The following is a 24,622-nucleotide window of genomic DNA, read 5'->3' as shown; positions in this document are numbered from 1 at the left end:
GATTTGACAACGTGAAGGAATGCATCATGAAACGGATGCTGATCAATGCAACCCAGTCGGAAGAGCGCCGCCTGGCCATCGTCGATGGACAAAAACTGCTCGACTACGAAATCGAAATTGAAGGCCGCGAACAACGCAAAGGCAATATTTACAAAGCCATCGTGACGCGCGTCGAGCCTTCGCTCGAAGCCTGCTTTGTGGATTACGGCGAAGACCGCCACGGCTTTCTGCCATTCAAAGAAATCTCCAAACAGTACTTCGCCCAAGGCGTCTCAGTCAGCCAAGCGCGTATCCAGGACGTGATCCGCGAAGGCCAAGAGCTGCTGGTACAGGTTGAAAAAGAAGAGCGCGGCAACAAGGGCGCTGCCCTCACCACGTTCGTGTCCTTGGCGGGTCGCTATGTGGTGCTCATGCCCAACAATCCACGTGGTGGTGGCGTCAGCCGTCGCATCGAGGGCGATGACCGGGCTGAACTCAAAGAAGCCATGGACCAGTTGGAATATCCCAACGGGATGTCCATCATTGCCCGCACCGCAGGCATTGGCCGCACCGCCCCTGAACTTCAGTGGGACTTGAACTACCTGCTCAAGTTGTGGACGGCCATCGATGGCGCCAGCAAAACCAAAGGCGCTTTCCTGATTTATCAGGAATCGAGCTTGGTGATTCGCGCAATTCGCGACTACTTCAACAACGACATCGGTGACATCCTGATCGACACCGATGACATCTATGACCAAGCGCAGCAGTTCATGGCACACGTCATGCCCGAGCATGCCGCCCGCGTGAAACGCTACAGCGACGACACCCCATTGTTCAGCCGCTTCCAGATCGAACACCAAATCGAATCTGCTTATGCGCGCACCGTCAACCTGCCCTCTGGCGGCGCGATTGTGATTGACCACACCGAAGCCTTGGTCTCGGTGGACGTCAACTCCGCACGTGCCATCAAAGGTGGTGACATCGAAGAAACTGCCACCCGCACCAACCTAGAAGCCGCCGACGAAGTGGCCCGCCAGATGCGCTTGCGCGACTTGGGCGGCCTGATCGTGATCGACTTCATCGACATGGATGAATCGCGCAACCGCCGTGACGTGGAAAATCGCTTGCGCGATGCGCTGCGTCAAGACCGCGCCCGTGTGCAATTTGGCACCATCAGCAAATTCGGCTTGATGGAAATGAGCCGCCAACGCCTGCGCCCAGCGCTGTCGGAAGGTGCGTCTATTCCTTGCCCACGTTGCGGCGGCTCAGGCCATGTACGTGACACTGAAAGCTCGGCACTGCAAATCTTGCGCATCATCCAAGAAGAGTCCATGAAGGACAACACAGCCGCTGTGTACGCTCAGGTGCCGGTGGAAGTGGCTTCGTTCTTGCTCAACGAGAAGCGCACCGAGATCGCCAAGATCGAATTGCAACAGCGCCTCAACGTGCTGTTGGTGCCCAACAAGTCGCTGGAAACGCCCAACTACAAGTTGGAGCGCCTCAAGCACGACGATCCGCGCTTAGACCGCATCGAACCAAGTTACAAAATGGTTGAAATGGTGGAAGACCCCACCGCCGTGACCCGTCGCTCACAAGAGCCCACCAACAAACAAACGCCTGTCATCAAAGGCGTGTTGCCGGATGCACCCGCACCCGTGGTGGAGCCCAAAGCACCTGTAGCACCCAAAGCGGCTGCTGCAACAGCCGCACCCAAAGCCAAACCCCAACCAGCCCCTCAAGCTGAAAAAGGCTTCTTTGGCTGGCTCAAAGGCTTGTTCGGTGGCGGTGATGCGACACCGGCCACAACCCCTGTCGAGAAAAAGCCAGGTGAGAAAAAAGACGAACGACGCGAAGGCCGTGGCCCACGCGGAGAAGGTCGCGGAGAGGGTCGCTCAGAGGGCCGTGGCGAAGGTCGCGGTCGAGGCGGACGTGGTGGCCGAGGCGGTGACCGTGCAGAACGCGGCGAAGGCCGTGGCGAACGCACAGAGCGCGGCGAGACTAGAACAGGTGAGCGCCAAGACCGCAACGGTGAACGCACGGAGAACCGCACAGAGCGAGGAGGCGAACGCCAAGAACGCAACGGCGAGCGCGCAGAACGCGGTGAAGGCCGTGGTCCACGTCAAGACCGCAACCGAGGCCCCCGTCAAACCGCTGAGGGTCAAAACAACCGTCCGGCGGAGGCACAAGCTGGCGCAGAGGTCAGCCCTGAAGCTCAAGCCGAAATGCGTGCCAAAGCGCGCAATGAGCGCATGGCCCGTGAAGAACGCACCAGCGAACCCAATGGCAACGGCGAAGCACCTCGTAGCGAAGGTCGCCGCGAACGAAGCCCCCGTGGCGAGAATCGACGTGGTGAGCGTCCTGCCCGTCAAGATGAGCCAAGCGATGTGCAAAACACACTGCCTTTGACTGAGCAAGACGCGCAACTTGCGCCTGCAGCGCAAGCTCCCGCCGAAGACAACGGTGGCGAACGCCAACGCCGCTCACGTGACCGCTACGGTCGTGACCGTCGTGAACGTGGCGAACGCGCACCGCGTGAAGAAGGTCAAGCGCCTGAAGGCCAGGCCATCGAGGCGGAGCAAGCTCCTCGCGAGTTCGCACAGCAGCAAAACGCACCACGTGCATCCCAGCCAACGGCCCAGGCACCAGCCGCCCCCGCGGCTGTAGCTAACGTGGTGTCCGCATCTGACCCTGTACACCGTGGTATGCCGCCCGTGCAACCGTTCACACTGGTGCTGTCTGACCTGGAAGCCATTGCGCAGCAAAGCGGTTTGCAGTGGGTCAACTCCGATGCTGAACGCGTCGCAGCAGTTCAAGCCGCGATTGCCGCAGAACCCAAGCCCGTCCACATCCCACGTGAGCGTCCAGCCCCTGTGGTGTTGGATGAAGGTCCTCTGGTGTTGGTGGAAACTCGCAAAGACCTGTAAGGCCTTTGTCTCAAGCCGCTGAATTAAGCGGCTGCCACTTCAGCGGCGCGTTTCCAGTACATCTGGGCACGCGCCGTTTCTTCTTTGTGCTCGGCCAATTGGGCCAATGTGCGCCAAGCTTGGCGCTGCAACTCGGCATCAGTGAGCTGAGGTGCCGCCAGTTCCAGCATCTGCTGAGCCTTGCCCCACAGCGTGTGCTGCCAGCACACCATACCGGCCAAATACTGCAATTCAACCCAACGTGGATAGACCTGACGCGCACGATCAATGCTGGCCAACCATTCGGCATCGGCTGGCAACATGGCCAAGGCTTGTGCCAACAACTGCACCAAACGTTGACGAATCACAGGCGTGCAACTGTCTGCCTGCTGGACCATGCGATTCCACAACGGCGTCAACCAAGGCATCACGGACTCGGCCTGTCCACTCAAGCGCAACATGCGTTGTGCCGCATGCAACACAACCTCGGGCAACGCTTGTTCACTGGGCTCCAAAGCGTCCCATGCCCGCTGTAACTGGGCGCTGTCGTGTGCATCATTCAAACTAGCCACGGCCAACTCGCGTACCAAGCTATTGGCCGCCGTGGCAGAAAAAGCCCCATGCTTGGTCAATAAGCGCGCGGTGTCCAATGCCAACGTATGTTGGCGATTCAGGCGCGTCGCTTTGAGTCGCATGCGCAAACTCAAGGTGCGACGTGCCGTGCCATGTGGCAGGCTATCTAGCCAACGCAACGCTTGGGTCGCATCGCGGTCACTCAGCGACCAGCGGGCTGCGCCTAATTTGGCCGCGTCCACAGCCTCGGTCATGGCTTCGCTGGGATGCTGCTCGGCCAGTTGGAGCACCGATTGAAAATGGCTGTCTCGGTCATCGCGATCGCGCAAGACTTGGGCGCTCTCGGCGGCAATCAAATGCGCCAAGGCGCGCAGTTGCTGGGCATGACGTGGTGCAGGGTCATCACGGGTGCGGGTGTCGGCCAACAACGCCTCCAGTTGCAACACCTGCTGAGCCGATTTGACAGCACGCAGATAACGCCCCGTCATCCACTGCGTCAATGCATCCAGCAAAGCGGCATGCATGGCACGTTCTTTTTGCTGCAAACGCCAGCGACGTGCCTGATGCGGCAACTCAAACAAAGCGGACAAAGCACGCAGTGCCACATGCACCGTGACAAACAGCAGCGTCAGCACGGCCAAAGCCAGATTCAACGAGACATCCACCCGATAAGGTGCCCAAAACACGGTCACCGTGCTTTGGTTGCTGCCGGCCAACAAAGCCGAGGCCACAGCCACACCAAACAAAGCCACCAACCAGAGTGCCGCTCTCATGTCAACGCCCCGCTGCAGCTGTGGTGAGCGCCGCCAAAGTGTCGTCAACCCTGGGCAACTCGGTTTGCTTGGCTTGGGCCAAAACTTCGCGAGCCAATGCCAAGGTGGTTTGGCCTTGGCGGTTTTGGGTATCAAAGTACTGGGTCAAATCGCGGATGACCAAATTCAAATCCGAACGGACCACCTCAAAATGACGCGCTAGCAAACCTAAGCGCACGTTCAAAATGCGCAGCTTGAGGTTCTCTCGCACAAAGTAACTTTGGTCAGGAGCCAACAAACTGGCTTCGGGCCGATCCACGCGGCTGACCCGGATCAAACCCCGCACATCGTCCCACACCCCCGCCAAGGTGTGCTCCCACCAGCTCGCGCTGATCGCGCTGGCCCAAGTGCTCTCAGGTTTGACGGGGGCCGGCTTGTCCATCGCAGCCCCCCCCACCGCATTGAGCAAGGGCAAGTTGTCCACCGCGTTGACGAGCTCATCGAGTTTGATCAACAAGCTGGGGGTATCGGTCACTGCCGTGGCCTTGATGCGTTCAATGTCGCGTGCGACAGCGCGCAGCACTGGCGCCAACCGAGGTTGCGCCACCTTGGTCAAACGTTGTTCGGCTGATTTGAGGGCCGCTAGCAAAGGTTGCACACTGCCGGTGAGTTGCGACTGTTGCTGCGCCAAGCGAATCGCAGACTCAATGTCCACCACCAAATTTTCATCGCGCGAACGCGACAGGCTTTGCATCAGCTCTTCCAACTGACTGCGTTGCAGAGAGACCTCGCTGAGCTTGGCGTCCGTGACGGCCAAGCGCGCCGCCGTCTCGCGTGCCAACTCTTCGGCCTGTTTGGCGCTCAAACGCGCCTCCACCGCTTGGCTACCCGTGTCAGCACTTTGACGTGCCAACTGTTCTTGAATGCCCGACAACTTGAACCACATCGCCCCCACGCCCACAGCGCCGACGCATGCGAGCACAGCAATGCTGCGCGTCCACCAGGCTGAGGTCAATGACGCCACAACAGGCAAAGCCTGGTCAACCTCATGGGCAGCGTTGGGAGTGGCAGGGCTTAGGGGTGTTTCGACATGCTCAGGCTTCATGCCAATGATTCTAATGAGGCCAACACATCCGCCAACACTGGCCGCGCCACATGCACCTCACCAAAACCCAAGGCCTGTGCCGCTTGGGCGATACGCTCATGCGTCACGATGCAGCGTGCCCGAGTCCAGTCTTGACCAGGCAACCCATGTTTCAAATGGGCCACCGCCTGTGAACTGCTCAAACACCACACACTGCCATCACTTGCAGCTTGCGTCGCCTCCATACGTTGCGCGAGCGTCCAAACCGGCGCTTGGCGTTGGTAGGCCACCACAAAATGCACAGGCACATGGGCGGCTCTGAGCTGTTGCGCCAGCCAATCACGGCCAACGCCCTCATGATTCACGTCAGACGTCAGACCGCTGGCATCGCTGCCGCGCACGATCAGCACCGGCTGACCAGTCATCACCCCAGCATGCACCTGCTTCCAAAGGGCTTCCGAGTCGAACTGTCCAGCGTCCTCGGCAGGACTGTCGATCAGCGCAGGCGGCACACCTGCTTTGAGCAAGGCATTGCGTGTGCCTGGGCCGGTGGCCCAGCAGCGTGTGCCGAGTGCTCCCCACTGCACGTCGTCCGGTTGACGCGCAAAAAAGAAACGCACCGCAGGGGCACTGACAAACATCACTGCCTGCCATTGCGACCACTGGGACCAAGCCAAGTCAATCGCCGCCACATCGGCCACTGGCGCGATTTCAATCAACGGCAGCAAGCGAGGTTCATGACCCGCATCGCGCAACGCATTAACCCATGCAGGGGCATCGTTGGCTGGGCGAGTGATCCACACACGCATGGCGCGGTCTACCTGTCGGCTCACGCGGCGCCAAGCGCCTGTAACTGAGCGGCAACCGTTTCACCCAACTGTCGCGCCAAGTCCTGCGCATGGGGGTCAGCACTATCAAGAGGCTGCGCGCCTTCAGCACGCAACAAGACAGGCGCCCCCATCGGGTCCCCCCAAGCCGCTTGCAGATGCAGCACACCCTCACGCCATGTGGCGTGGGCAGCCAAGGGCATGGAACAACTGCCCCCCATGGTGCGGCTCACAGCGCGCTCAGCCGTCACAGCCAACCAAGTGGTCGCATCGGCCAGCGGTGCCAACGCTTGAGCGACTTCGGGGTTGGCACTGCGTACCTCAATCCCCAAAGCGCCTTGACCTGCGGCGGGCAGCATCTCTGTCGTATCAAAAATATGGCGAATGCGCGCCTCAAGGCCTAGGCGTTTCAAGCCTGCAGCAGCCAGCACAATGCCGTCATACAGGCCTTCGTCCAGCTTGCGCAGGCGTGTATCCAAGTTGCCGCGCAAGGGTTCAATCTTCAAATCAGGGCGCAAAGCACGCAACAACACGGTGCGGCGCAAACTAGACGTCCCCACCACCGCCCCTTCGGGTAAATCTTGCAGGCGCGCATAGCGCGATGACACCCAGGCATCACGCGGGTCTTCGCGGGTCATCACACACGCCAAATCGAAACCAGCGGGCAAATCCATCGGCACATCTTTGAGCGAATGCACCGCTAAGTTGGCACGCCCCTCTTCAAGTGCCACCTCCAGCTCCTTGACAAACAGGCCTTTGCCGCCGACTTTGCTCAACGAGCGGTCCAAGATCTGGTCGCCCTGCGTGGTCATGCCCAACAAGCTGACCGGGTGACCCAATTGCTCCAGCAAAGCCTTGACATGGTGGGCTTGCCACATGGCCAAACGGCTTTCGCGGGTGGCGATGGTGAGGGACGTTTCGGAAAATGACACGTTGGACACAGCTAAACCTCTCTGAGGGTGACAACTAGGCAAATGGTAGCAGCCCCCCCTAGGAGGTGACCCTGCCAAAGCCCTTATCGTGGCACCGATAAAATCAGCACCCTATGTCCTCCAAAAACCAACTCGATACAAAGTCCCAGGCCTGGTCGGCGCTGTTTTCTGAACCCATGAGCGAGTTGGTCAAGCGCTACACCGCCAGTGTGTTCTTTGACAAACGCTTGTGGCAAGCCGACATCACGGGCAGCTTGGCACATGCTGAGATGCTGGCCCATCAAGGCATCATCGCTGCGCAAGACTTGGCGGATATTCAGCGCGGCATGGCACAAATCTGGACTGACATTGAAACCGGTCAGTTCGAATGGAAGCTCGATCTGGAAGACGTGCACCTCAACATCGAGGCACGCCTGACCCAACTGGTGGGCGATGCGGGCAAACGCCTGCACACCGGGCGCAGCCGCAACGACCAAGTGGCCACCGATGTGCGCCTGTGGCTGCGCGGCGAAACAGACCTGATCATTGACTTGCTCAACGAGCTGCAAAAGTCACTGGTCTCCGTGGCCGAGAAAAACGTCGAGGTCATCATGCCCGGCTTTACCCACTTGCAAGTGGCCCAACCGGTGAGCTTTGCCCATCATTTGCTGGCCTATGTGGAAATGTTTGCGCGTGATGCCGAACGCTTTGTCGACGTGCGCGGCCGCACCAACCGCTTGCCGCTGGGCTCTGCTGCACTGGCTGGCACCACCTACCCGCTTGACCGTGAACGCGTAGCCCGCACCCTGGGCATGGTGGACGCCAATGGCGAGGCTCAAGTGTCACAAAACAGCCTGGACGGTGTGAGCGACCGTGACTTTGCCATCGAATTCACTGCTGCCGCGGCGCTGTGCATGGTGCACATCAGCCGTCTGAGTGAAGAGCTCATTTTGTGGATAAGCCAAAACTTTGGCTTCATCAAAATTGCCGACCGCTTCACCACGGGCAGCTCCATCATGCCGCAAAAGAAAAACCCCGATGTGCCCGAACTCGCCCGCGGCAAAACCGGGCGTGTGGTCGGTCACTTGATGGGCTTGATCACCTTGATGAAAGGCCAGCCCCTGGCCTACAACAAAGACAACCAAGAAGACAAAGAGCCTTTGTTTGACACGGTGGACACCCTCAAAGACACCTTGCGCATCTTCAGCGAAATGGTCGGCGGGCAAGTCAACCCGGCCACCGGACTGAAAGAAGGCGGCATCACCGTCAACCCCCAAGCCATGGAAGCCGCAGCCAAAAAAGGCTACGCCACCGCCACCGACTTGGCCGACTATTTGGTGAAAAAAGGGCTGCCCTTCCGGGACGCCCACGAAACCGTGGCTCACGCCGTCAAAGCTGCCACCAGCCACAACTGTGACTTGTCAGAGTTGCCGCTCAATGTGCTGCAAAGCTTTCACCCCTCTATCGAAAAGGACGTGTACGACTGCTTGAGCTTGCACGGCTCCCTCAACGCACGCAACACCCTTGGCGGAACAGCCCCTGTGCAAGTGAGGGCGCAGATTGCAAGGCACCACGCCCGACTGAGCTGAGACGCGCATCATGTGTCACCTCCGGCCACCTTCAACACCCGCCGAGTTGAAGCCATGACACAAGAAACCCGTCAACGCAGTGCCCTCCACGCCATTGCATTCTTTGAAGCAACCAAAGGCTTGGCCGCATCGGCAGGTTTGATTGGCGTACTTGACTTGCTGCACCAGGACGTCCGCGCAGTGGTAATGGCACTGATTGGTCGCTTTGGCCTAGACCCCGAAGCACACTATCCGTCGCTGCTGTTGCACTACGCCGAATTACTGCCCAACGCCGATGTTCACATGTTGGTGGCGTTGGGTTTGGCCTACATTGCACTGCGTTTTCTAGAAGCCGCAGGCTTGTGGCTTGGCAAGGCATGGGGCGAATACTTGGGCGCGTTATCAGGCGGTGTCTACATTCCTTTTGAGCTGATTCATCTTATTCACGAACCGTCTGTGCTGAACTTGTCCGTGGTGCTGGTGAATGTGCTCATCGTCGGCTACCTGACGCATGCTCTGTGGCAACGTCACCAACAGCGCGTGCGGCCATGACAGACATCCTCACGCTCACCATGAATCCGGCTTTGGATGTGCTGACCACTTATGACAAAGTGGAAAGCACCCACAAGATGCGCTGTGGTCCCACACTCAAGCATCCAGGCGGCGGTGGTGTCAATGTGGCACGGGTACTGCATCGCTTGGGTGCCTCGTGTTTGGCGGTGTATCCAGCAGGTGGTGTCACCGGGGAGCGACACCACCAACTCATGCGTGCTGAACAGGTACGCTGTCACATCGTGCCCATCGCACAAGAAACACGCGAAAGTTTTTCTGTCCACGAGCTCAGCAGTGGCCAAGACTTTCGTTTTGTCCTGCCAGGACCAACGATGACCGCGCTTGAGTGCCAAACTTGCTTTGACTTTGTCGCGGCTCACCTGCCCAAGCAGTTTTTGGTGTTGAGCGGTGGCTTGGCACCAGATGTACCCACCGACTTTTATGCCCGCTTGACCCAGCTCGCGAACGCCCAAGGACTGCGCGTGGTGTTAGACACCACAGGTCCCGCCCTAAATGCCGCATTGCACGAAGGTGTGTATTTATTCAAACCCAGTTTGCGCGAACTGCGCGATCTGACTGGCCAGCACTTGCCTGATGAAGCCTCGTGGAAATCGGCAGCACAACAGCTCATCCAAAACCATCAAACTAAAGTGGTCGCTTTGTCTTTGGGCGATCAAGGTGCCATGCTCATCACCGCCACACACGCTTGGCGTGCACAAAGTTTGAGTGTGAACGTACAAACCACCATTGGTGCTGGCGACAGCTTTGTGGCAGCCATGGTGTGGGGTTTGAGTCGAGGCCTGGAACTGCCTCTTGCCATGCGCTATGGCATGGCTGCAGGTGCCGCTGCGTTGCTATCGCCTGGAACTGCACTCAGCCAGGCGAGTGAGATCCATCGCCTGGTGGATCAAGTCACGCTACAAAGCATTTAAGGTTTGTGTTTTTTCCGCACATCAGCCAAATCTGCGCGATGTGACGACGATGCGCCATCCCACTTGAAAATTTCAGGATGTTTTTGCATCACATGTCGAATCACGTGACTTGACTCGATGGCCGTCAACCCAAACATTTCTCGCAATGCGTCTCGTGTGACGTAGCCACGCTCTGTCGCAACATCAAGAATCATTTGGAAGCTTTTTTTAAATTCGTTTTCTTCCATATTGAAAATTTAACTATTTGCAAATTTATTATAAATAAATATCTTATTAAAAATATACCAAAAATAAAGTAATTTTATAGTTTCTGTTAAATTTACAAACCTCAAGCACGCCTGTCTGCAAGACGTGCCAGTGGTGTTAAAAAATTTCAACGCCACTGTCTCATGCATCACAAGTCCAACGGCGTGTGACAGCTAGGATCCTGGTTTTAAGAATTCGGAGACCTCCATGCCCGTGATCACCAACATCGAAGACCTGCGCGTTTTGGCTGAAAAGCGTGTGCCGCGCATGTTTTACGACTATGCCGATTCCGGCAGTTGGACCGAAGGCACCTACCGCGCCAACGAAAGCGACTTCCAAAAGATCAAACTACGCCAGCGCGTGGCAGTGAACATGGAAAACCGCAGCACCGCCACCCAGATGGTGGGCGTCCCCACCAAAATGCCCGTGGCCATCGCACCCGTCGGCCTGACTGGCATGCAAAGCGCCGATGGCGAAATCAAGGCCGCACGGGCTGCCGAGAAATTTGGCATTCCTTTTATTTTGTCGACCATGAGCATTTGCTCCATCGAAGACATTGCAGAACACACCAGCACACCTTTCATGTTTCAGCTCTACATGATGCGCGACCGCGAAGCCATGGCCAACATGATTGAGCGCGTGCGCAAAGCCGGCTGTAGCGCTTTGGTGCTCACACTGGACCTGCAAGTGATTGGTCAGCGCCACAAAGACCTCAAAAACGGCCTCACTGCGCCACCCCGCCCCACCCTCGCCAACATCTTGAACCTGATGACCAAGCCCCGCTGGTGTCTGGGCATGGCGGGCACACGCCGTCACACCTTTGGCAACTTGGTGGGACACGTCAAAGGCGTGAGCGACATGAACTCGCTGGCCGCCTGGACCAACGAACAGTTTGACCCCCGCTTGTCATGGGCCGATGTGGCCTGGGTCAAACAGCAATGGGGCGGCAAGCTCATTCTCAAAGGCATCCAAGACGTGGAAGACGCCAAGCTGGCCGTGCAAAGTGGTGCCGATGCCATCGTGGTCAGCAACCACGGCGGTCGTCAGTTGGATGGTGCGCAGTCAAGCATCGAAGCCTTGCCGGCCATCGTGGCAGCCGTGGGCTCAGACATTGAGGTGTGGATGGACGGCGGCATCCGCTCGGGCCAAGACGTGCTCAAGGCCTGGGCCTTGGGGGCTCGCGGCACGCTGATTGGCCGGGCCATGGTCTATGGCTTGGGCGCCATGGGTGAAGAAGGCGTCAGCAAAGCGCTGCAAATCATTCACAAAGAACTGGATGTGACCATGGCATTTTGTGGTCACACCAACATCCAAAACGTGAACCAAAGCATCTTGCTGCCAGGCACCTTCCCCACCGCCTGAACACGCCAATCAGGACTTGGCCTTCTCGCTCCACAACTCGCCACCCGTGGCCCAGTCTTGGCGCTTGATGTCGTAAAACAAAATGTCCACGCCATCGGGTTGACCGCCTAAGACTTTGCAAGTCACCTCGGTGATGGCTTTGGCCAGTTCGCGCTTTTGTTCCACGGTGCGGCCTTCGAACAAATCAATGCGGATGGTGGGCATCTGAGACTCCTGGGGGTTTGAAATGGCTGCGATTATGCTTGGAGGCTTGTGACCTCTCCCGCCCCCGACACGCCCCGTCTGCGCCGCATCGCCCACCTCGACATGGACGCGTTTTACGCCTCGGTCGAGTTGCTGCGCTACCCCCAGCTCAAAGGCCTGCCAGTGGTCATTGGGGGTGGCCGTCGCCGTGAAGACGACGTGCTCGAGCGCTTGCGCAAGGCCTACCCCGACCAAGAATGGTCCGAGGACCGTTTGGCCGACATCCCAGTCGACTTCTTTCCGCGCATCGCGGGCTACACCGGGCGCGGCGTCATCACCACCGCCACCTACGCGGCACGGCAATTTGGCGTGGGCTCGGCCATGGGGGTGATGAAAGCCGCCAAGCTGTGTCCTGATGCCATCTTGCTGCCGGTGGACTTTGACCAATACCGTCACTATTCGCGCACCTTCAAAGCCATCATCACCGACATCGCACCCGTGATGGAAAACCGCGGCGTGGACGAGGTCTACATCGACTTCAGCGACGTGCCCGGCGGTCAACGCGAAGGCGGTCGTGTACTGGCGAGGCTGATTCAAAAAAGCATCTTCGATGCCACCGGTTTGACCTGTTCCGTGGGTGTGGCCCCCAACAAACTGCTGGCCAAAATGGCCAGCGAGTTCAACAAACCCAACGGCATTTCCATCGTGTACGACAGCGACTTGCAAGCCATGATCTGGCCCCTGCCCTGTCGCAAAGTCAACGGCATCGGCCCCAAGGCCGAAGCCAAACTGGCCACACACGGCATTCACACCATTGGTGACTTGGCCCAACGCGAACGCCAGTGGCTGGTGGAGCACTTTGGCAAAAGCTACGGCGCGTGGTTGCACGACGCGGCCCACGGGCAAGACGACCGCCCGGTCGAGACCGAGAGCGAGCCCGTGAGCATGAGCCGCGAAACTACCTTCGAGCAAGACCTGCACGCCGTGCGCGACCGCGAGGCGCTGGGTGCCATCTTCACCCGCCTGTGCGCGCAAGTGGCCGACGACCTGGCGCGCAAAGGCTATGTGGGCAAAACCATTGGTATCAAACTGCGTTACGACAACTTTCAAAGCGTCACCCGCGACCACACCTTGGCCACTTACATCGACCAAGCCGACGCCATCCGCCATGCTGCTGGCCAATGCCTGAAAAGGGTCGATCTATCGCGCCGCCTGCGCCTGCTGGGCGTGCGGGTGGGCTCGTTGATGAAGCGCGAAGACTGGCAGGGCCTCAGCGCCCAAGAAGCGGGCAGCCCCTATGAGGTGGAGACTCAGGCGGATTTGTTTTAGTTCGCTACTGACGCGCCGTGCGCACATTCGCCGGAGGCGACTGCGGATGGCTGGTACGCCAGGGGTTGATGTCTAGGCCTCCACGGCGGGTGTAGCGCGCATACACCTCCAAGCGCAGCGGTTGGCAGCGACGCCAAATGTCCATGAAGATGCGCTCCACGCATTGCTCATGAAATTCGTTGTGGTTTCTGAAACTCACGATGTAGGCCAGCAAACCGCCTTGCTCAATTTGCGGCCCGCTGTAGCGGATGCGCACACTGCCCCAATCGGGCTGGCCTGTCACCAGGCAGTTGCTCTTGAGCAGGTTGCTGGTCAAGGTCTCGGTCACCGGGGCTTCGTCAAAGTTGGCCCGCAAGAGCTCAGGTGCCGGTTGGTAGTGGGTGCATTCCAAATCAAGTCGGTCCAAGCTCAGGCCATCGAGTTCATGCACAGGTTCGTGGTCAAACTGCTCTGGCAACACCAGTTGCACACCCACCCCCGCCAACATGGGGCCGCCGTGCCAAATGGCCGCGCTCAGGTCATGGCGCAGGCGGGCCAGCAACTCGTGCGTGTCGCCCAAGCGGGTGTTGTTGAAGCTGTTGAGGTAGAGCTTGAACGACTTGCTCTCGATGATGTGGGTTGATTCGGCGGGCACCGTGATGCGCGCCAGCGCCACCTGCGGCTTGCCGCGCAAGTTGAGCCAACTCAACTCGTAAGCGGTCCACAGGTCGGCGCCAAAAAACGGCGCTTGACCCGCAATGCCAATTTCTTCGCGTTTGGTTTGACGCGGGATGGGAAACAGCAACGACGGGTCGTACTGGTCCACATAGGACGAGGCTTTGCCCAGCTGCGATTGTTCGGGGGTATTGCTCATGGGGTGTTCGGCACTCATCTCACATTCAACTCAGCTTGCGACGAAACACCAAACGGTCAGGCTCAGACACGGCGGCATCATAGGCATAGCCTTCCAGGTTGAAACCTTGCAAGCCTTTGGGTGTTTTCACTTGATGCGTGACGGCATAACGGGTCATCAAGCCACGTGCACGTTTGGCCAAAAAGCTGATGATTTTGTATTTGCCACCTTTGTAATCTTCAAACACACAGTCGATCACGCGTGCCTTCAGGGCCTTGCGGTCCACCGATTTGAAATACTCCTGCGAGGCCAAATTCACCACGATGGGTTCGCGGGCATCACCCAAGCGGGTGTTGAGGTAATCGGCAATCTGCGTGCCCCAAAATTTGTACAGGTTGTTGCCTTGGTCATTGGCTAAGGACGTGCCCATTTCCAAGCGGTAAGGCTGCATCCAGTCGAGCGGGCGCAACACGCCATACAAGCCACTCAGAATCGCCACATGGTCCTGGGCCCACGCCAAGTCTTTGGCGCTCAAGGTTTTGGCGTCTAAGCCTTCGTACACATCGCCATTGAAAGCCAACACGGCTTGTTTGGAATTCTTAGCCGTGAACTTGGGCGACCAAGCCTGATAGCGCGCCACATTCAGCGCAGACAAGGCATCGCTCAAGTCCATCAAGCTGGCGATGTCTTGGGGTGACTTGTCTTTCAAGATATCGATCAACGCCACCGATTGTTTGACAAACAACGGCTGCGTGTGCGGCACATCACCCGCAGGGGTGTCGTAGTCAAGGGCTTTGGCAGGAGACAGCAAGAACAGCATGGACAGCTCAAAAAAAGAAAGGCTTCACAGGGAAGCCTGAATTATGGCGGCGCAGCACCGACCGATGGCTGCGCGGGGACTTATTTCAAATCCCCCGCCAGTGACGCCAAAGTGTCCGCTGCCATCTGGGTATGTGCTGGGTAGTGGGTGTGGTCACAACCCAGTTTGACCGCAGCGCCTGCCTTCACCGCAGCGCGCATGGCAGGCGTGAGCTCAAAGCGCACGAAATGCACTGCCGATGTCTTTTCATCGTTCTCGCGGTCCAGGTCTTCGTCCGCAATGGCGTAGACACGCGGGGAGCCCTCGACCTCGACAAACATTCGGTCTTCAATACCGATCAGCCGGGCCAGCTCACGCTTGCGCTCGTGGATGTCGGTGTATTCAAGCATCAACGTGCCTTTCCAGTTGGAGCCACTGGGAAGCAAAGGCGCATACGCCTCAATCTCTTGCGCAATGCCCTCTTCTTCAAACACTTTTTCAATGCGCAACATCTCTTGAATTTGGTAGCGAATCGTGGTCTCGCTCTCAAATTGCAAATTGAGGTGCTCACCCAGCTGCACGCTACGCAGCCTGCGGTGGGCGATGACCTCTGGCTTGTGAACTTTGCGCCACTTGGTGTAGGCCTCTAAGGACATGAGGCTCTCTGGCGTGATGTATCCGGTCAATTGCATCGTCATGTCAATCCGTAAGCTTTGCGCACCAGCGTCAGTGGATGGTTCAACTCTGGAGACCCCAAACCATTGACCTCAAAACCTTGGGCAATGTGGTGCCCGCCCAAGGGACAGTCGGAGCTGATGTAGTCGGGATGGCTGCCATCTTTCATGGTGGCCATGGCTTTGAAGACAGGTTTGCCAATCTTCATCGAATAAGCATGCGAAGCTTTTTTCACGCCGTACGTACCCGCATGGCCCGAGCAACGCTCCACTGTGTTGATCTCGGTGTCTGGAATCATCTTGAGCATTTCTTCGGTCTTGCGGCCGATATTTTGCACGCGCCCATGACATGGAATTTGGTAACTCACTTTGCCCAGTGGTTGCACAAAATCTGTTTTCAACAACCCGTCGCGCTTACGCGCCATGAAGTACTCGAACGGGTCCCACATGTGCTGCTTGACCAACTGGGTATCGGCACATTCGGGGTACATCAGTGGAATCTCTTGCTTGAACATCAGCGCACAGCTGGGCACTGCCGCCATGATGGCGTAGCCCGCTTTCGCATACTCAACAAGCACAGGAATGTTGGCCTCTTTCGCCGCATGGACGGCGTCCAAATCACCCAGTTCAAGCTTGGGCATGCCACAGCATTTTTCTTTCTCGACCAAGACATACGGAATGTCGTTGTGGTCCAAGATTTTCAACAAGTCGTGGCCAATACCGGGCTCGTTGTAGTTGATGTAACAGGTGGCATAAACAGCCACCTTGCCCGGCGTCTTGGCACCGTTCACCACCTGTGTGCTTTGTGCCTCGTCCACGCTTGAGCGGAACTTGCGCGTGGCCAGCGAAGGCAACCAAGCGTTCTTGTCCACACCAGCCACCGACTCCAAGACTTTGCGGCCCAGTTGGCTGTGGTTGATCGCATTGACCGCCTGCACCACGATGGGAATGCCGGCCAAAGAACCATGCACATCGGTCGAGGCAAGCAGTTGCTCAGCCATGCCCACCTCGCCCTTTTTGAACTGGATGGCCTTGGCGCGCAACATGGTGTGCGGAAAATCCAGGTTCCAGGCGTGCGGCGGGGTGTATGGGCACTTGGTCATGTAGCACAGATCGCACATGTAGCACTGATCCACCACACGCCAGTAGTCTTTTTTGTCCACGCCATCGACTTCTAGCGTCGCGCTGCCATCCACCAAATCAAACAAGGTGGGAAACGCGCCGCACAGGCTCACACAGCGGCGACAACCGTGACAGATGTCAAAGATGCGCTCCAACTCCTGGACGCACTGCGCTTCGTCATAAAAGTCAGGATTGCGCCAATCAAGAGCATGTCGGGTGGGGGCTTGCAAATTGCCTTCGGTGGCCATGTGGGTCTCCTTCTCATCAAGCACACAGCGATTGCGGCAATGAGATCAATCCACCAGTTCGTTCAAGGCTTTTTGGTAACGGTTGGCATGCGAGCGCTCTGCTTTGGCCAGGGTTTCAAACCAGTCGGCGACCTCATCAAAACCTTCATCGCGTGCGGTCTTGGCCATACCAGGGTACATGTCGGTGTACTCATGGGTTTCGCCTGCCACAGCAGACGCCAGGTTTTGACGCGTTGAACCAATGGGTAGGCCCGTCGCGGGGTCACCCGACTGTTCCAAAAACTCCAGGTGTCCATGGGCGTGGCCTGTTTCGCCTTCGGCGGTGGAGCGAAACAGCGCAGCCACATCGTTCTGACCTTCAACGTCAGCTTTGTTCGCGAAATACAAGTAGCGACGGTTGGCCTGAGATTCGCCGGCAAAGGCGTCTTTCAAACATTGCTCCGTGCGTGAGCCTTTGAGTGCTGCCATGGGAATATCTCCTAAGGGTTGAACAAATGCTTTGACCATTGCTGTCAAAGACCGCTAAAGCGTAACGGTGTTTGACGCCTGCGACAAGAAGCGTCAGACCTAAACCCCGCTAGGTAGAATGTGATCACCTTATTTCCAGTCTCAAACGGCAGCTTTTTGGCTTGCCGTTTTTCATTTCCCAAAGCCGTGTCCATGAGCAATTCGTCCACCCCCAAAGCCGCACAACCAGGCCTAGAGAGCCTGTCCAAATCGTTCGAGCCCGCTGCGCTGGAAGCCCATTGGGGCCCCGAGTGGGAAAAACGTGGCTACGGCGTGGCCGGTTTTCGTGGCACCCAGGCTCCACAAGCAGGTGCACCCGCTTTTTCCATCCAGCTGCCACCACCCAATGTGACCGGCACCTTGCACATGGGCCACGCCTTCAACCAGACCATCATGGACAGCCTCACGCGCTACCACCGCATGATGGGCTTCAACACAGCGTGGATTCCAGGCACCGACCACGCAGGCATTGCCACCCAAATCGTGGTGGAGCGCCAGTTACAAGCCCAAGGCATCAGCCGCCACGACATGGGCCCGACGCCCGCCGAAGCACGTAAAAACTTTGTCTCCAAAGTGTGGGAGTGGAAAGAGCAATCGGGCAGCACCATCACCAGCCAAATGCGCCGCATGGGCGACAGCGTGGATTGGAGCCGTGAGTACTTCACCATGGACCCCAAGTTGTCCAAAACCGTGACCGAGACCTTTGTGAAGCTGTACCAACAAGGTCTGATCTACCGTGGCAAGCGTCTGGTCAATTGGGACCCGGAACTCATGAGCGCGGTGTCTGACTTGGAAGTCGAAAGCGCAGAAGAAGACGGCTCGCTGTGGCACATCCGCTACGACTTGGTCGACGGTCCACAAACCGTCAACGGCGAAAGCGTGCAAGGCTTGGTCGTGGCAACCACCCGCCCCGAAACATTGCTGGGTGACGTGGCTGTGATGGTTCACCCCGAAGATGAGCGCTACCAAGCCCTGATCGGCAAGCAGGTCAAACTGCCTTTGTGCGACCGCACCATCCCCGTCATTGCCGACGACTACGTGGACAAAGCATTTGGCACGGGCGTGGTCAAAGTCACCCCGGCGCACGATCAAAACGACTACGCCGTCGGTCAGCGCCACAAGCTCGACATGATTTGCGTGCTCCACCTCAACGCCACAATCAACACCAACGCCCCCGAAAAATACCGTGGCTTAGACCGCTTTGTAGCCCGCAAGGCTGTGGTGGCCGACCTCGAAGCCGCAGGTCACTTGGTGGAAGTCAAGAAACACAAACTCATGGTGCCGCGTTGCGCACGCACCGGCCAAGTGATTGAACCCATGCTGACCGACCAATGGTTTGTCGCCATGAACCAAGTGGGCAAGGGCGACGCCACCGGCAAGAGCATCACCCAAAAAGCCATTGACGCGGTGCAGTCGGGTCAGGTCAAGTTTGTGCCTGAGAACTGGATCAACACCTACAACCAGTGGATGAACAACATCCAGGACTGGTGCATCAGCCGCCAGCTCTGGTGGGGCCATCAAATTCCGGCTTGGTACGACGAAGACGGCCAAGTCTATGTGGCCCGCAACGAAGCCGAAGCGCAAGCCCAAGCTCCCGGCAAAACGCTCAAGCGCGATGAAGACGTGTTGGACACCTGGTATTCGTCTGCCTTGGTTCCCTTCTCCACGTTGGGATGGAGCGCCGACTCTGAGGGCGCGGGCGCTGGGGATGGCCGCAGCGACATTCTGAGCGAAGCGAAGAGGAGCAAGACCGTCTCCGGCGCCCACGACCTCGGAACCACTGAGAGCCCAACCAACGACTACGACCTGTACTTGCCTTCCAGCGTGCTGGTCACCGGCTACGACATCATCTTCTTCTGGGTCGCCCGCATGATCATGATGACCACCCACTTCACGGGTCGTGTGCCGTTCAAGCATGTCTACATCCACGGCTTGGTGCTCGATGCGCAAGGCAAAAAAATGAGCAAGTCCGAAGGCAACGTGCTCGACCCGGTGGACTTGATCGACGGCATCTCGCTCGAGCCTTTGCTCGACAAACGCACCCAGGGCCTGCGCAAACCCGAAACCGCACCCAAGGTGCGCAAGCAAACCGAAAAAGAATTTCCAGAAGGCATTCCCGCCTACGGCGCCGATGCGCTGCGCTTCACCTTTGCAGCACTGGCCAGTTTGGGCCGCAGCGTCAACTTTGACAGCAAACGCTGCGAGGGCTATCGCAACTTCTGCAACAAGCTGTGGAACGCCACCCGGTTTGTGTTGATGAACTGCGAGGGCCAAGACTGCGGTCTGAAAGAGCACACCAAAGCGGAGTGCGCCGCACCTGGCGTTGACACCGCAGGCAACGCGACTGCAGCAGGGCCGTTCCACGGCTACCTGTCGTTTAGCCAAGCCGACCGCTGGATCGTGTCGCAACTCCAGCGCGTCGAAGCCGAGGTGGCCAAAGGCTTTGCCGAATACCGCCTCGACAACGTGGCCAACACCGTCTACGACTTCGTCTGGAACGAGTTCTGCGACTGGTACCTGGAAATTGCCAAGGTGCAAATCAACACGGGCAGCGAGGCCCAGCAACGCGGCACCCGCCGCACCCTGATTCGGGTGCTGGAAACCATTTTGCGTTTGGCCCACCCCATCATCCCGTTCATCACCGAAGAGCTGTGGCAAAAAGTGGCACTGGTGGCGGGGCGTTTGCCTGCAGATGCAGCGCACGCATCTGTCAGCGTCAGCGCCTACCCGGTGAGCCAACCCGAGCGCATCGACGAAAAAGCCGAAGCGCATGTGGCGCGCTTGAAGTCTTTGGTGGATGCCTGTCGCAATTTGCGCGGTGAAATGAATGTGTCACCCGCCACCCGCATGCCTTTGTTTGCGTTGGCAAGCAACCCGCAAGATGTGGCCTTCATGCAGTCCGCCGCGCCCGTGCTACAAGCACTGGCCAAGCTCAGTGAAGTCAAGGTCTTTGACGACGCCTCCGCCTGGGGCTCCGCCGCACAGGACGCCCCAGTGGCCGTGGTGGGTGAACTGCGCTTGTGCTTGTTCATCGAGATCGATGTGGCCGCCGAAAAAGTGCGTTTGGGCAAAGAGGCTGACCGTTTGCAAAACGAGATCACCAAAGCCCACGCCAAGCTCAGCAACGAGGCCTTTGTGGCCAAAGCCCCTCCTGCCGTGATTGAGCAAGAGAAAAAACGCGTGGCCGACTTCACCGCCACCTTGGCCAAGGTGCAAGACCAGTTGCAACGGCTCGCCAAGTAAGCTTTGTAAAAAATCAGAGATTCGCATGAAACCAGTCTTGACCAAAGCCGTGTTCCCCGTCGCGGGCATGGGCACCCGTTTTCTACCTGCCACCAAAGCCAGCCCCAAAGAGATGCTGCCCGTGGTCGATAAGCCGCTGATTCAGTACGCGGTGGAAGAGGCTTATGAGGCGGGTATTCGTGAAATGATTTTTGTCACGGGCCGCAGCAAACGGGCCATTGAAGACCACTTCGACACGGCCTACGAGTTGGAAACCGAACTCGAAGCCGCGGGCAAACACGCCTTGCTCGAGGTGGTGCGCAGCGTACAACCCAGCGACATGCAATGCGTGTATGTGCGCCAACCGCGAGCCTTGGGGTTGGGTCATGCCGTGTTGTGCGCTGAGCACTTGGTGGGGGATGCGCCATTTGCAGTGTTGCTGGCCGATGACCTGATGCAAGGTCAGGCCGGAGGACCCGGCGTGCTGAAACAAATGGCCGAGGTATTTGCGCGCACCCGCTCGTCGGTGCTGGCTGTACAAGAAGTACCGCTCGACCATGTGCACCGCTACGGCATCGTGGCGGGCCATGACATGGGGCAAGGGTTGGTGGACGTGCAGCACATGGTCGAAAAACCCAAGGCCGAGGTGGCCCCTTCGCGTCTGGCCGTGGCGGGGCGCTACATCTTGACCCCTGCCGTGTTTGAACGCATCCGCGCGGGCGGACGTGGCGTGCAAGGCGAAATTCAACTCACCGACGGCATTGCCGGTTTGCTGGCCACAGAAAAGGTGTTGGCGTTTTCTTACGCAGGCAAACGTTATGACTGCGGCAGCAAGCAAGGCTTTTTACAGGCCACGGTCGAGTTGGCCTTGCAACACCCTGAGGTCGGTGCCGAGTTCCGCGACTACCTCCAGCAACTCAACGTCTCTTGAGCACGTGAATGAAGTCGTTGCCCGAGGTTTCTTGGGACACGAGTTCGTTACCCGTCTGCTTGGCAAACGCCGCAAAATCGCGCATCGACCCGGCATCCGTCGACGTGACACGCAGCAGCTCACCGCTTTGCATGGTGGTCAGTGCCTTTTTGGCTTTGAGAATCGGCAAGGGGCAATTCAGGCCACGGGTGTCGAGTTCTTGGTCAATGTGCATATCAAGTCAATCTAGGTTCAGTTTTTCACGCTCCGCCCACTCCATGAAGCGTGGCTCAATGCCTTGCGTACGCTGCCAATCGGCCATGGCGTAACCGGTGCCAGCAGGCCAACAAATCACATCTTCGGGGCGGTAAAGCTTGTACTCTACCAACTCTGGCGACAGTGCAATGTCACCATCCGCAACCGCATGGTAGGCAATGATGACTTGGTTCATGCGCTGAAAGTCATACACCCCCACCAAACTCAAGGATTCGGTCTGTAAGTGGGTTTCTTCGGCAATCTCACGGCGAATGCCATCTTCGGGTGATTCACCCGCCTCCATGAATCCGGTGATCAAAGCAAAGCGCCGCCCGGTCCATGCGGCATTGCGTGCCAGCAAAATTTGACCCCGGTATTGCACGATGGCCGCCAACACGGGTGTCGGATTGTTCCAGTGGGTCCAATCACAGGCGACACAACGCAAACGCTCGGTCAGCCCACCGTCTTCTTCTTTGGCAATCAGGCTCAGGGGTGTGGCGCAACTTGGGCAAAAACGAAACGCACTCATGCGGGAAACACACCGGTTGAGAGATACCTGTCCCCCCGGTCACAGACGATGAACACAATGGTCGCGTTCTCCACCTGCTCGGCAATGTGTTGCGCCACACAGCAAGCACCCGCTGCCGAGATGCCCGCAAAAATACCTTCTTCGCGTGCCAGCCGGCGACACATCTCTTCGGCATCGTCTTGGCTCACATAGACCAACTCGTCCACATGGCTGGGGTCGTAAATTTTGGGCAAATACTCTTGCGGCCATTTGCGAATACCCGGAATGCGTGAGCCTTCGCTGGGCTGTGCGCCAATGATGCGCACATTCGGGTTTTGGGTTTTCAAATAACGCGACACGCCGGTGATGGTGCCCGTGGTGCCCATGGCACTGACAAAGTGGGTCACACGGCCTTGTGTGTCTTGCCAAATTTCAGGGCCCGTCGTTTCAAAGTGGATGCGCGGGTTGTCGTCGTTGCCAAATTGGTCGAGCACACGGCCCTTGCCTTCACGCTGCATGCGCTCAGCCAAGTCGCGGGCGTATTCCATGCCGCCACTCTTGGGCGTCAAGATCAACTCAGCACCAAACGCCTTCATGGTCTGGGCGCGTTCAATCGACAAGTCCTCGGGCATGATCAACACCATGCGGTAGCCCTTGATGGCTGCGGCCATGGCCAGCGCAATGCCTGTGTTGCCGGAGGTGGCTTCAATCAAGGTGTCGCCCGGATGAATGTCACCACGCTCTTGCGCGCGCTGAATCATCGACAAGGCAGGTCGGTCTTTCACTGAACCCGCCGGGTTGTTGCCTTCGAGCTTTCCCAAAATCACATTGCCGCGCCGCGCGTTGTCAGCGGCACCAATACGCTGCAAAGCCACCAGAGGTGTTTTGCCAATCGCATCTTCAATCGTGGGGTACAAGTTTTTTTCGTTCATAGGCTTGGACTGTGCCATAATATCGGTCGTTCTCTCCAGTGCCCGGGTGGTGAAATTGGTAGACGCAGGGGACTCAAAATCCCCCGCCGCAAGGCGTGCCGGTTCGATTCCGGCCCCGGGCACCACTGGTAAACGTAGCGCAGGCCAAGCAGCCTGTTGGCTTTCAGAGAAACTCCATGAACGACGATTTCCCCGACTTCGTAGTACGCAGCGGTTCTGAGCACCATGTCTCGGTCTCCGAACACACTGGCAATGCCAAAACCCCGAAGAATGTTGTCGTTTCTCACCCCGAAGAAACACGTGAACGCAAATTAGCGTTTGACCACGTCCACGACGTCTCCACCGACACCGCACAAGACAAAACCCCGCAGCAACCCGCCAACGCTGTGGCAGTCCCCGCGTCAGACAGTGCCAAAGCCAACGTCTTGAACGTTCCCATCACGGTACTTGCCCCCAATAAGCAAGACGTGAACATCGACTCGATGCAAGACCATCGTCAAGCGATTGCGCAAGACGACCTGATCGGTACCAACCGTCAAACCACCGCGACAACAGCGCCGACCTCTGCCAACGTTCAAAACGTCAGCACAGAGGTCATCGCTGCTAACAAGCAAGCTTTGCCGACTGAAACGCTCAAAGACAACCTGCAAAGTCTCGGCAAGGGTCAGCTCGAGTCCGACAACCGACAAGCGGTCACGGGTGCTCCAACTGCCGGATCGAACGTTCAAAACGTTCCCGTCAACGAGGTGATCTCTGACAACAAACAAGGCATCCCCCAAGACACGCTGGATGACACGCGTGTCGTGATCGACACCGCAGGTTCTGAGTCCAATCGCCAAGCAGTGCCCACAGACGATGTCGGCATCAACCGACAAGCCCTGAGCAATGCAGTGTCTGCGCCAAACCGTCAACCAGGTCTGACCCAAGCATTCAGCACCAACGAGCAGCCGATCCCTACGCTCCAAGTAGAGGCCTATCCGACAGCTGTTGACCAAGGGGCGGCGCTGTCAGACAACCACCAAGCGATCGACGCAGAAAAAATAGCTGACCATTTGGAAAAGCTACCGAGCGCAAAGACTGCCCTCGCCCAGGTCCCATTTGCTTCTGACGAAGCCTCCCCTTCCAGCGCGGCTTCTCACGAGGCTGCCAGCAAAACAAACACCTACCCCACGCAGGGCTCGTCGGCAGACGCACCTTCTCACACAAACCTGACCGCTGAAGAAAAAAAGCTCAAGCATGAAGAAGCTGCGGCAGCATTTCAGCGTCGGTTATTGGGCATCAAGCACAACGTCGACAACCTGAATGACCGCTTGACTGACTTTGAGCAAAAGCTGCCTTGACGCGCCTCATGGCTTGTCGCGTGTTTGCTAAACACCGACACACACAATGATTACGATCAACGCCTGCCGCGA

23 protein-coding genes and 1 tRNA gene are annotated in these 24,622 nt (G+C 57.9%); 10 read left to right on the top strand and 14 right to left on the bottom strand.

Features of this window, described 5'->3' with window-relative positions; genetic code table 11:
• Positions 1-26: 26 nt before the first annotated feature.
• Positions 27-2,903 (top strand): Rne/Rng family ribonuclease, encoded by a 2,877-nt coding sequence (locus B9Z41_RS07600; protein ID WP_100146439.1) that lies wholly within the window; start codon positions 27-29, stop codon positions 2,901-2,903.
• Positions 2,904-2,926: 23 nt separating this feature from the next.
• On the opposite strand, the gene B9Z41_RS07595 is transcribed toward B9Z41_RS07600, so the two are convergent.
• The 4 genes from B9Z41_RS07595 to hemC are packed head-to-tail and all read right to left on the bottom strand — an operon-like array spanning position 2,927 to position 6,996.
• The gene (locus B9Z41_RS07595) at positions 2,927-4,228 is read right to left on the bottom strand and encodes a heme biosynthesis HemY N-terminal domain-containing protein (protein ID WP_100146438.1); all 1,302 of its coding nucleotides are present in this window, start codon (positions 4,226-4,228) and stop codon (positions 2,927-2,929) included.
• A 1-nt stretch (position 4,229) separates the two neighbouring features.
• Positions 4,230-5,312, bottom strand: a complete 1,083-nt coding sequence (locus B9Z41_RS07590) for a uroporphyrinogen-III C-methyltransferase (protein ID WP_100146437.1) — start codon at positions 5,310-5,312, stop codon at positions 4,230-4,232.
• Positions 5,309-6,124, bottom strand: a complete 816-nt coding sequence (locus B9Z41_RS07585; protein WP_233202583.1) for a uroporphyrinogen-III synthase — start codon at positions 6,122-6,124, stop codon at positions 5,309-5,311. The genes B9Z41_RS07590 and B9Z41_RS07585 overlap by 4 nt, the downstream gene beginning before the upstream one ends.
• A complete protein-coding gene (hemC, locus tag B9Z41_RS07580; protein WP_233202585.1) occupies positions 6,121-6,996 on the bottom strand; it encodes a hydroxymethylbilane synthase in 876 nt (291 codons plus the stop codon). Before hemC ends, B9Z41_RS07585 begins: the two co-directional genes overlap by 4 nt.
• Before the next feature lie 167 nt (positions 6,997-7,163).
• Between hemC and argH the strand changes: the two genes are divergently transcribed.
• The 3 genes from argH to B9Z41_RS07565 are packed head-to-tail and all read left to right on the top strand — an operon-like array spanning position 7,164 to position 10,081.
• Entirely contained in the window at positions 7,164-8,618 is a 1,455-nt protein-coding gene (gene argH, locus B9Z41_RS07575) for an argininosuccinate lyase (RefSeq protein ID WP_100146435.1), read from the top strand.
• Between the two features lie 54 nt (positions 8,619-8,672).
• On the top strand, positions 8,673-9,149 hold the full coding sequence (locus tag B9Z41_RS07570) for a DUF2127 domain-containing protein (protein ID WP_100146434.1): 477 nt from the start codon (positions 8,673-8,675) through the stop codon (positions 9,147-9,149).
• Complete coding sequence (locus B9Z41_RS07565) at positions 9,116-10,081, top strand: 1-phosphofructokinase family hexose kinase (RefSeq protein WP_369823305.1); 966 nt, start codon at positions 9,116-9,118, stop codon at positions 10,079-10,081. The genes B9Z41_RS07570 and B9Z41_RS07565 overlap by 34 nt, the downstream gene beginning before the upstream one ends.
• Here the strand turns inward: B9Z41_RS07565 and B9Z41_RS07560 are convergent.
• Positions 10,078-10,308, bottom strand: coding sequence for a hypothetical protein (locus B9Z41_RS07560; RefSeq protein WP_100146432.1), 231 nt, complete (start codon positions 10,306-10,308; stop codon positions 10,078-10,080). The two genes, B9Z41_RS07565 and B9Z41_RS07560, sit on opposite strands and share 4 nt — an antisense overlap.
• Before the next feature lie 226 nt (positions 10,309-10,534).
• Here B9Z41_RS07560 and B9Z41_RS07555 point away from each other — a divergent pair, with 226 nt between their 5' ends.
• Complete coding sequence (locus tag B9Z41_RS07555; RefSeq protein ID WP_100146431.1) at positions 10,535-11,689, top strand: alpha-hydroxy acid oxidase; 1,155 nt, start codon at positions 10,535-10,537, stop codon at positions 11,687-11,689.
• A gap of 9 nt (positions 11,690-11,698) precedes the next feature.
• Here the strand turns inward: B9Z41_RS07555 and B9Z41_RS07550 are convergent, their stop codons facing one another.
• A complete protein-coding gene (locus tag B9Z41_RS07550) occupies positions 11,699-11,893 on the bottom strand; it encodes a 4-oxalocrotonate tautomerase (protein WP_100146430.1) in 195 nt (64 codons plus the stop codon).
• 102 nt (positions 11,894-11,995) lie between these two features.
• Between B9Z41_RS07550 and dinB the strand changes: the two genes are divergently transcribed.
• Positions 11,996-13,201, top strand: coding sequence for a DNA polymerase IV (dinB, locus tag B9Z41_RS07545; RefSeq protein ID WP_100146499.1), 1,206 nt, complete (start codon positions 11,996-11,998; stop codon positions 13,199-13,201).
• A 4-nt stretch (positions 13,202-13,205) separates the two neighbouring features.
• On the opposite strand, the gene queF is transcribed toward dinB, so the two are convergent.
• From queF to B9Z41_RS07520, 5 genes are all read right to left on the bottom strand, one after another.
• A complete protein-coding gene (queF, locus tag B9Z41_RS07540) occupies positions 13,206-14,054 on the bottom strand; it encodes an NADPH-dependent 7-cyano-7-deazaguanine reductase QueF (protein WP_100146498.1) in 849 nt (282 codons plus the stop codon).
• 25 nt (positions 14,055-14,079) lie between these two features.
• Positions 14,080-14,853, bottom strand: a complete 774-nt coding sequence (gene yaaA / locus B9Z41_RS07535; RefSeq protein WP_100146429.1) for a peroxide stress protein YaaA — start codon at positions 14,851-14,853, stop codon at positions 14,080-14,082.
• Positions 14,854-14,933: 80 nt separating this feature from the next.
• Positions 14,934-15,524, bottom strand: coding sequence for a DUF3501 family protein (locus tag B9Z41_RS07530; RefSeq protein ID WP_100146428.1), 591 nt, complete (start codon positions 15,522-15,524; stop codon positions 14,934-14,936).
• 2 nt (positions 15,525-15,526) lie between these two features.
• A complete protein-coding gene (locus tag B9Z41_RS07525; RefSeq protein ID WP_100146427.1) occupies positions 15,527-16,876 on the bottom strand; it encodes a (Fe-S)-binding protein in 1,350 nt (449 codons plus the stop codon).
• Positions 16,877-16,921: 45 nt separating this feature from the next.
• Positions 16,922-17,344, bottom strand: a complete 423-nt coding sequence (locus B9Z41_RS07520) for a rubrerythrin family protein (protein WP_100146426.1) — start codon at positions 17,342-17,344, stop codon at positions 16,922-16,924.
• 192 nt (positions 17,345-17,536) lie between these two features.
• Between B9Z41_RS07520 and B9Z41_RS07515 the strand changes: the two genes are divergently transcribed.
• Both B9Z41_RS07515 and galU read left to right on the top strand, forming a co-directional pair.
• Positions 17,537-20,626, top strand: a complete 3,090-nt coding sequence (locus B9Z41_RS07515) for a valine--tRNA ligase (RefSeq protein WP_100146425.1) — start codon at positions 17,537-17,539, stop codon at positions 20,624-20,626.
• Positions 20,627-20,651: 25 nt separating this feature from the next.
• Complete coding sequence (gene galU, locus B9Z41_RS07510) at positions 20,652-21,536, top strand: UTP--glucose-1-phosphate uridylyltransferase GalU (RefSeq protein ID WP_100146424.1); 885 nt, start codon at positions 20,652-20,654, stop codon at positions 21,534-21,536.
• Here galU and B9Z41_RS07505 read toward each other — a convergent pair.
• From B9Z41_RS07505 to cysM, 3 genes are read right to left on the bottom strand one after another with little or no spacing between them, the layout of a single operon-like run.
• Complete coding sequence (locus B9Z41_RS07505; RefSeq protein WP_100146423.1) at positions 21,523-21,750, bottom strand: sulfurtransferase TusA family protein; 228 nt, start codon at positions 21,748-21,750, stop codon at positions 21,523-21,525. The two genes, galU and B9Z41_RS07505, sit on opposite strands and share 14 nt — an antisense overlap.
• Positions 21,751-21,756: 6 nt before the next feature.
• Positions 21,757-22,299, bottom strand: a complete 543-nt coding sequence (locus B9Z41_RS07500) for an NUDIX domain-containing protein (protein WP_100146422.1) — start codon at positions 22,297-22,299, stop codon at positions 21,757-21,759.
• The gene (cysM, locus tag B9Z41_RS07495; RefSeq protein ID WP_100146497.1) at positions 22,296-23,210 is read right to left on the bottom strand and encodes a cysteine synthase CysM; all 915 of its coding nucleotides are present in this window, start codon (positions 23,208-23,210) and stop codon (positions 22,296-22,298) included. The genes B9Z41_RS07500 and cysM overlap by 4 nt, the downstream gene beginning before the upstream one ends.
• A 40-nt stretch (positions 23,211-23,250) precedes the next feature.
• Between cysM and B9Z41_RS07490 the strand changes: the two genes are divergently transcribed.
• Both B9Z41_RS07490 and B9Z41_RS07485 read left to right on the top strand, forming a co-directional pair.
• Positions 23,251-23,335: transfer RNA gene (locus B9Z41_RS07490), tRNA-Leu, on the top strand.
• A 51-nt stretch (positions 23,336-23,386) separates the two neighbouring features.
• Positions 23,387-24,550, top strand: a complete 1,164-nt coding sequence (locus tag B9Z41_RS07485; protein WP_100146421.1) for a hypothetical protein — start codon at positions 23,387-23,389, stop codon at positions 24,548-24,550.
• Positions 24,551-24,622: the final 72 nt, after the last annotated feature.

The organism is Limnohabitans sp. JirII-31 (assembly GCF_002778315.1).
Classification (GTDB): Bacteria; Pseudomonadota; Gammaproteobacteria; order Burkholderiales; family Burkholderiaceae_C; genus Limnohabitans.
This window is presented reverse-complemented; position numbering and strand designations above follow the sequence as displayed.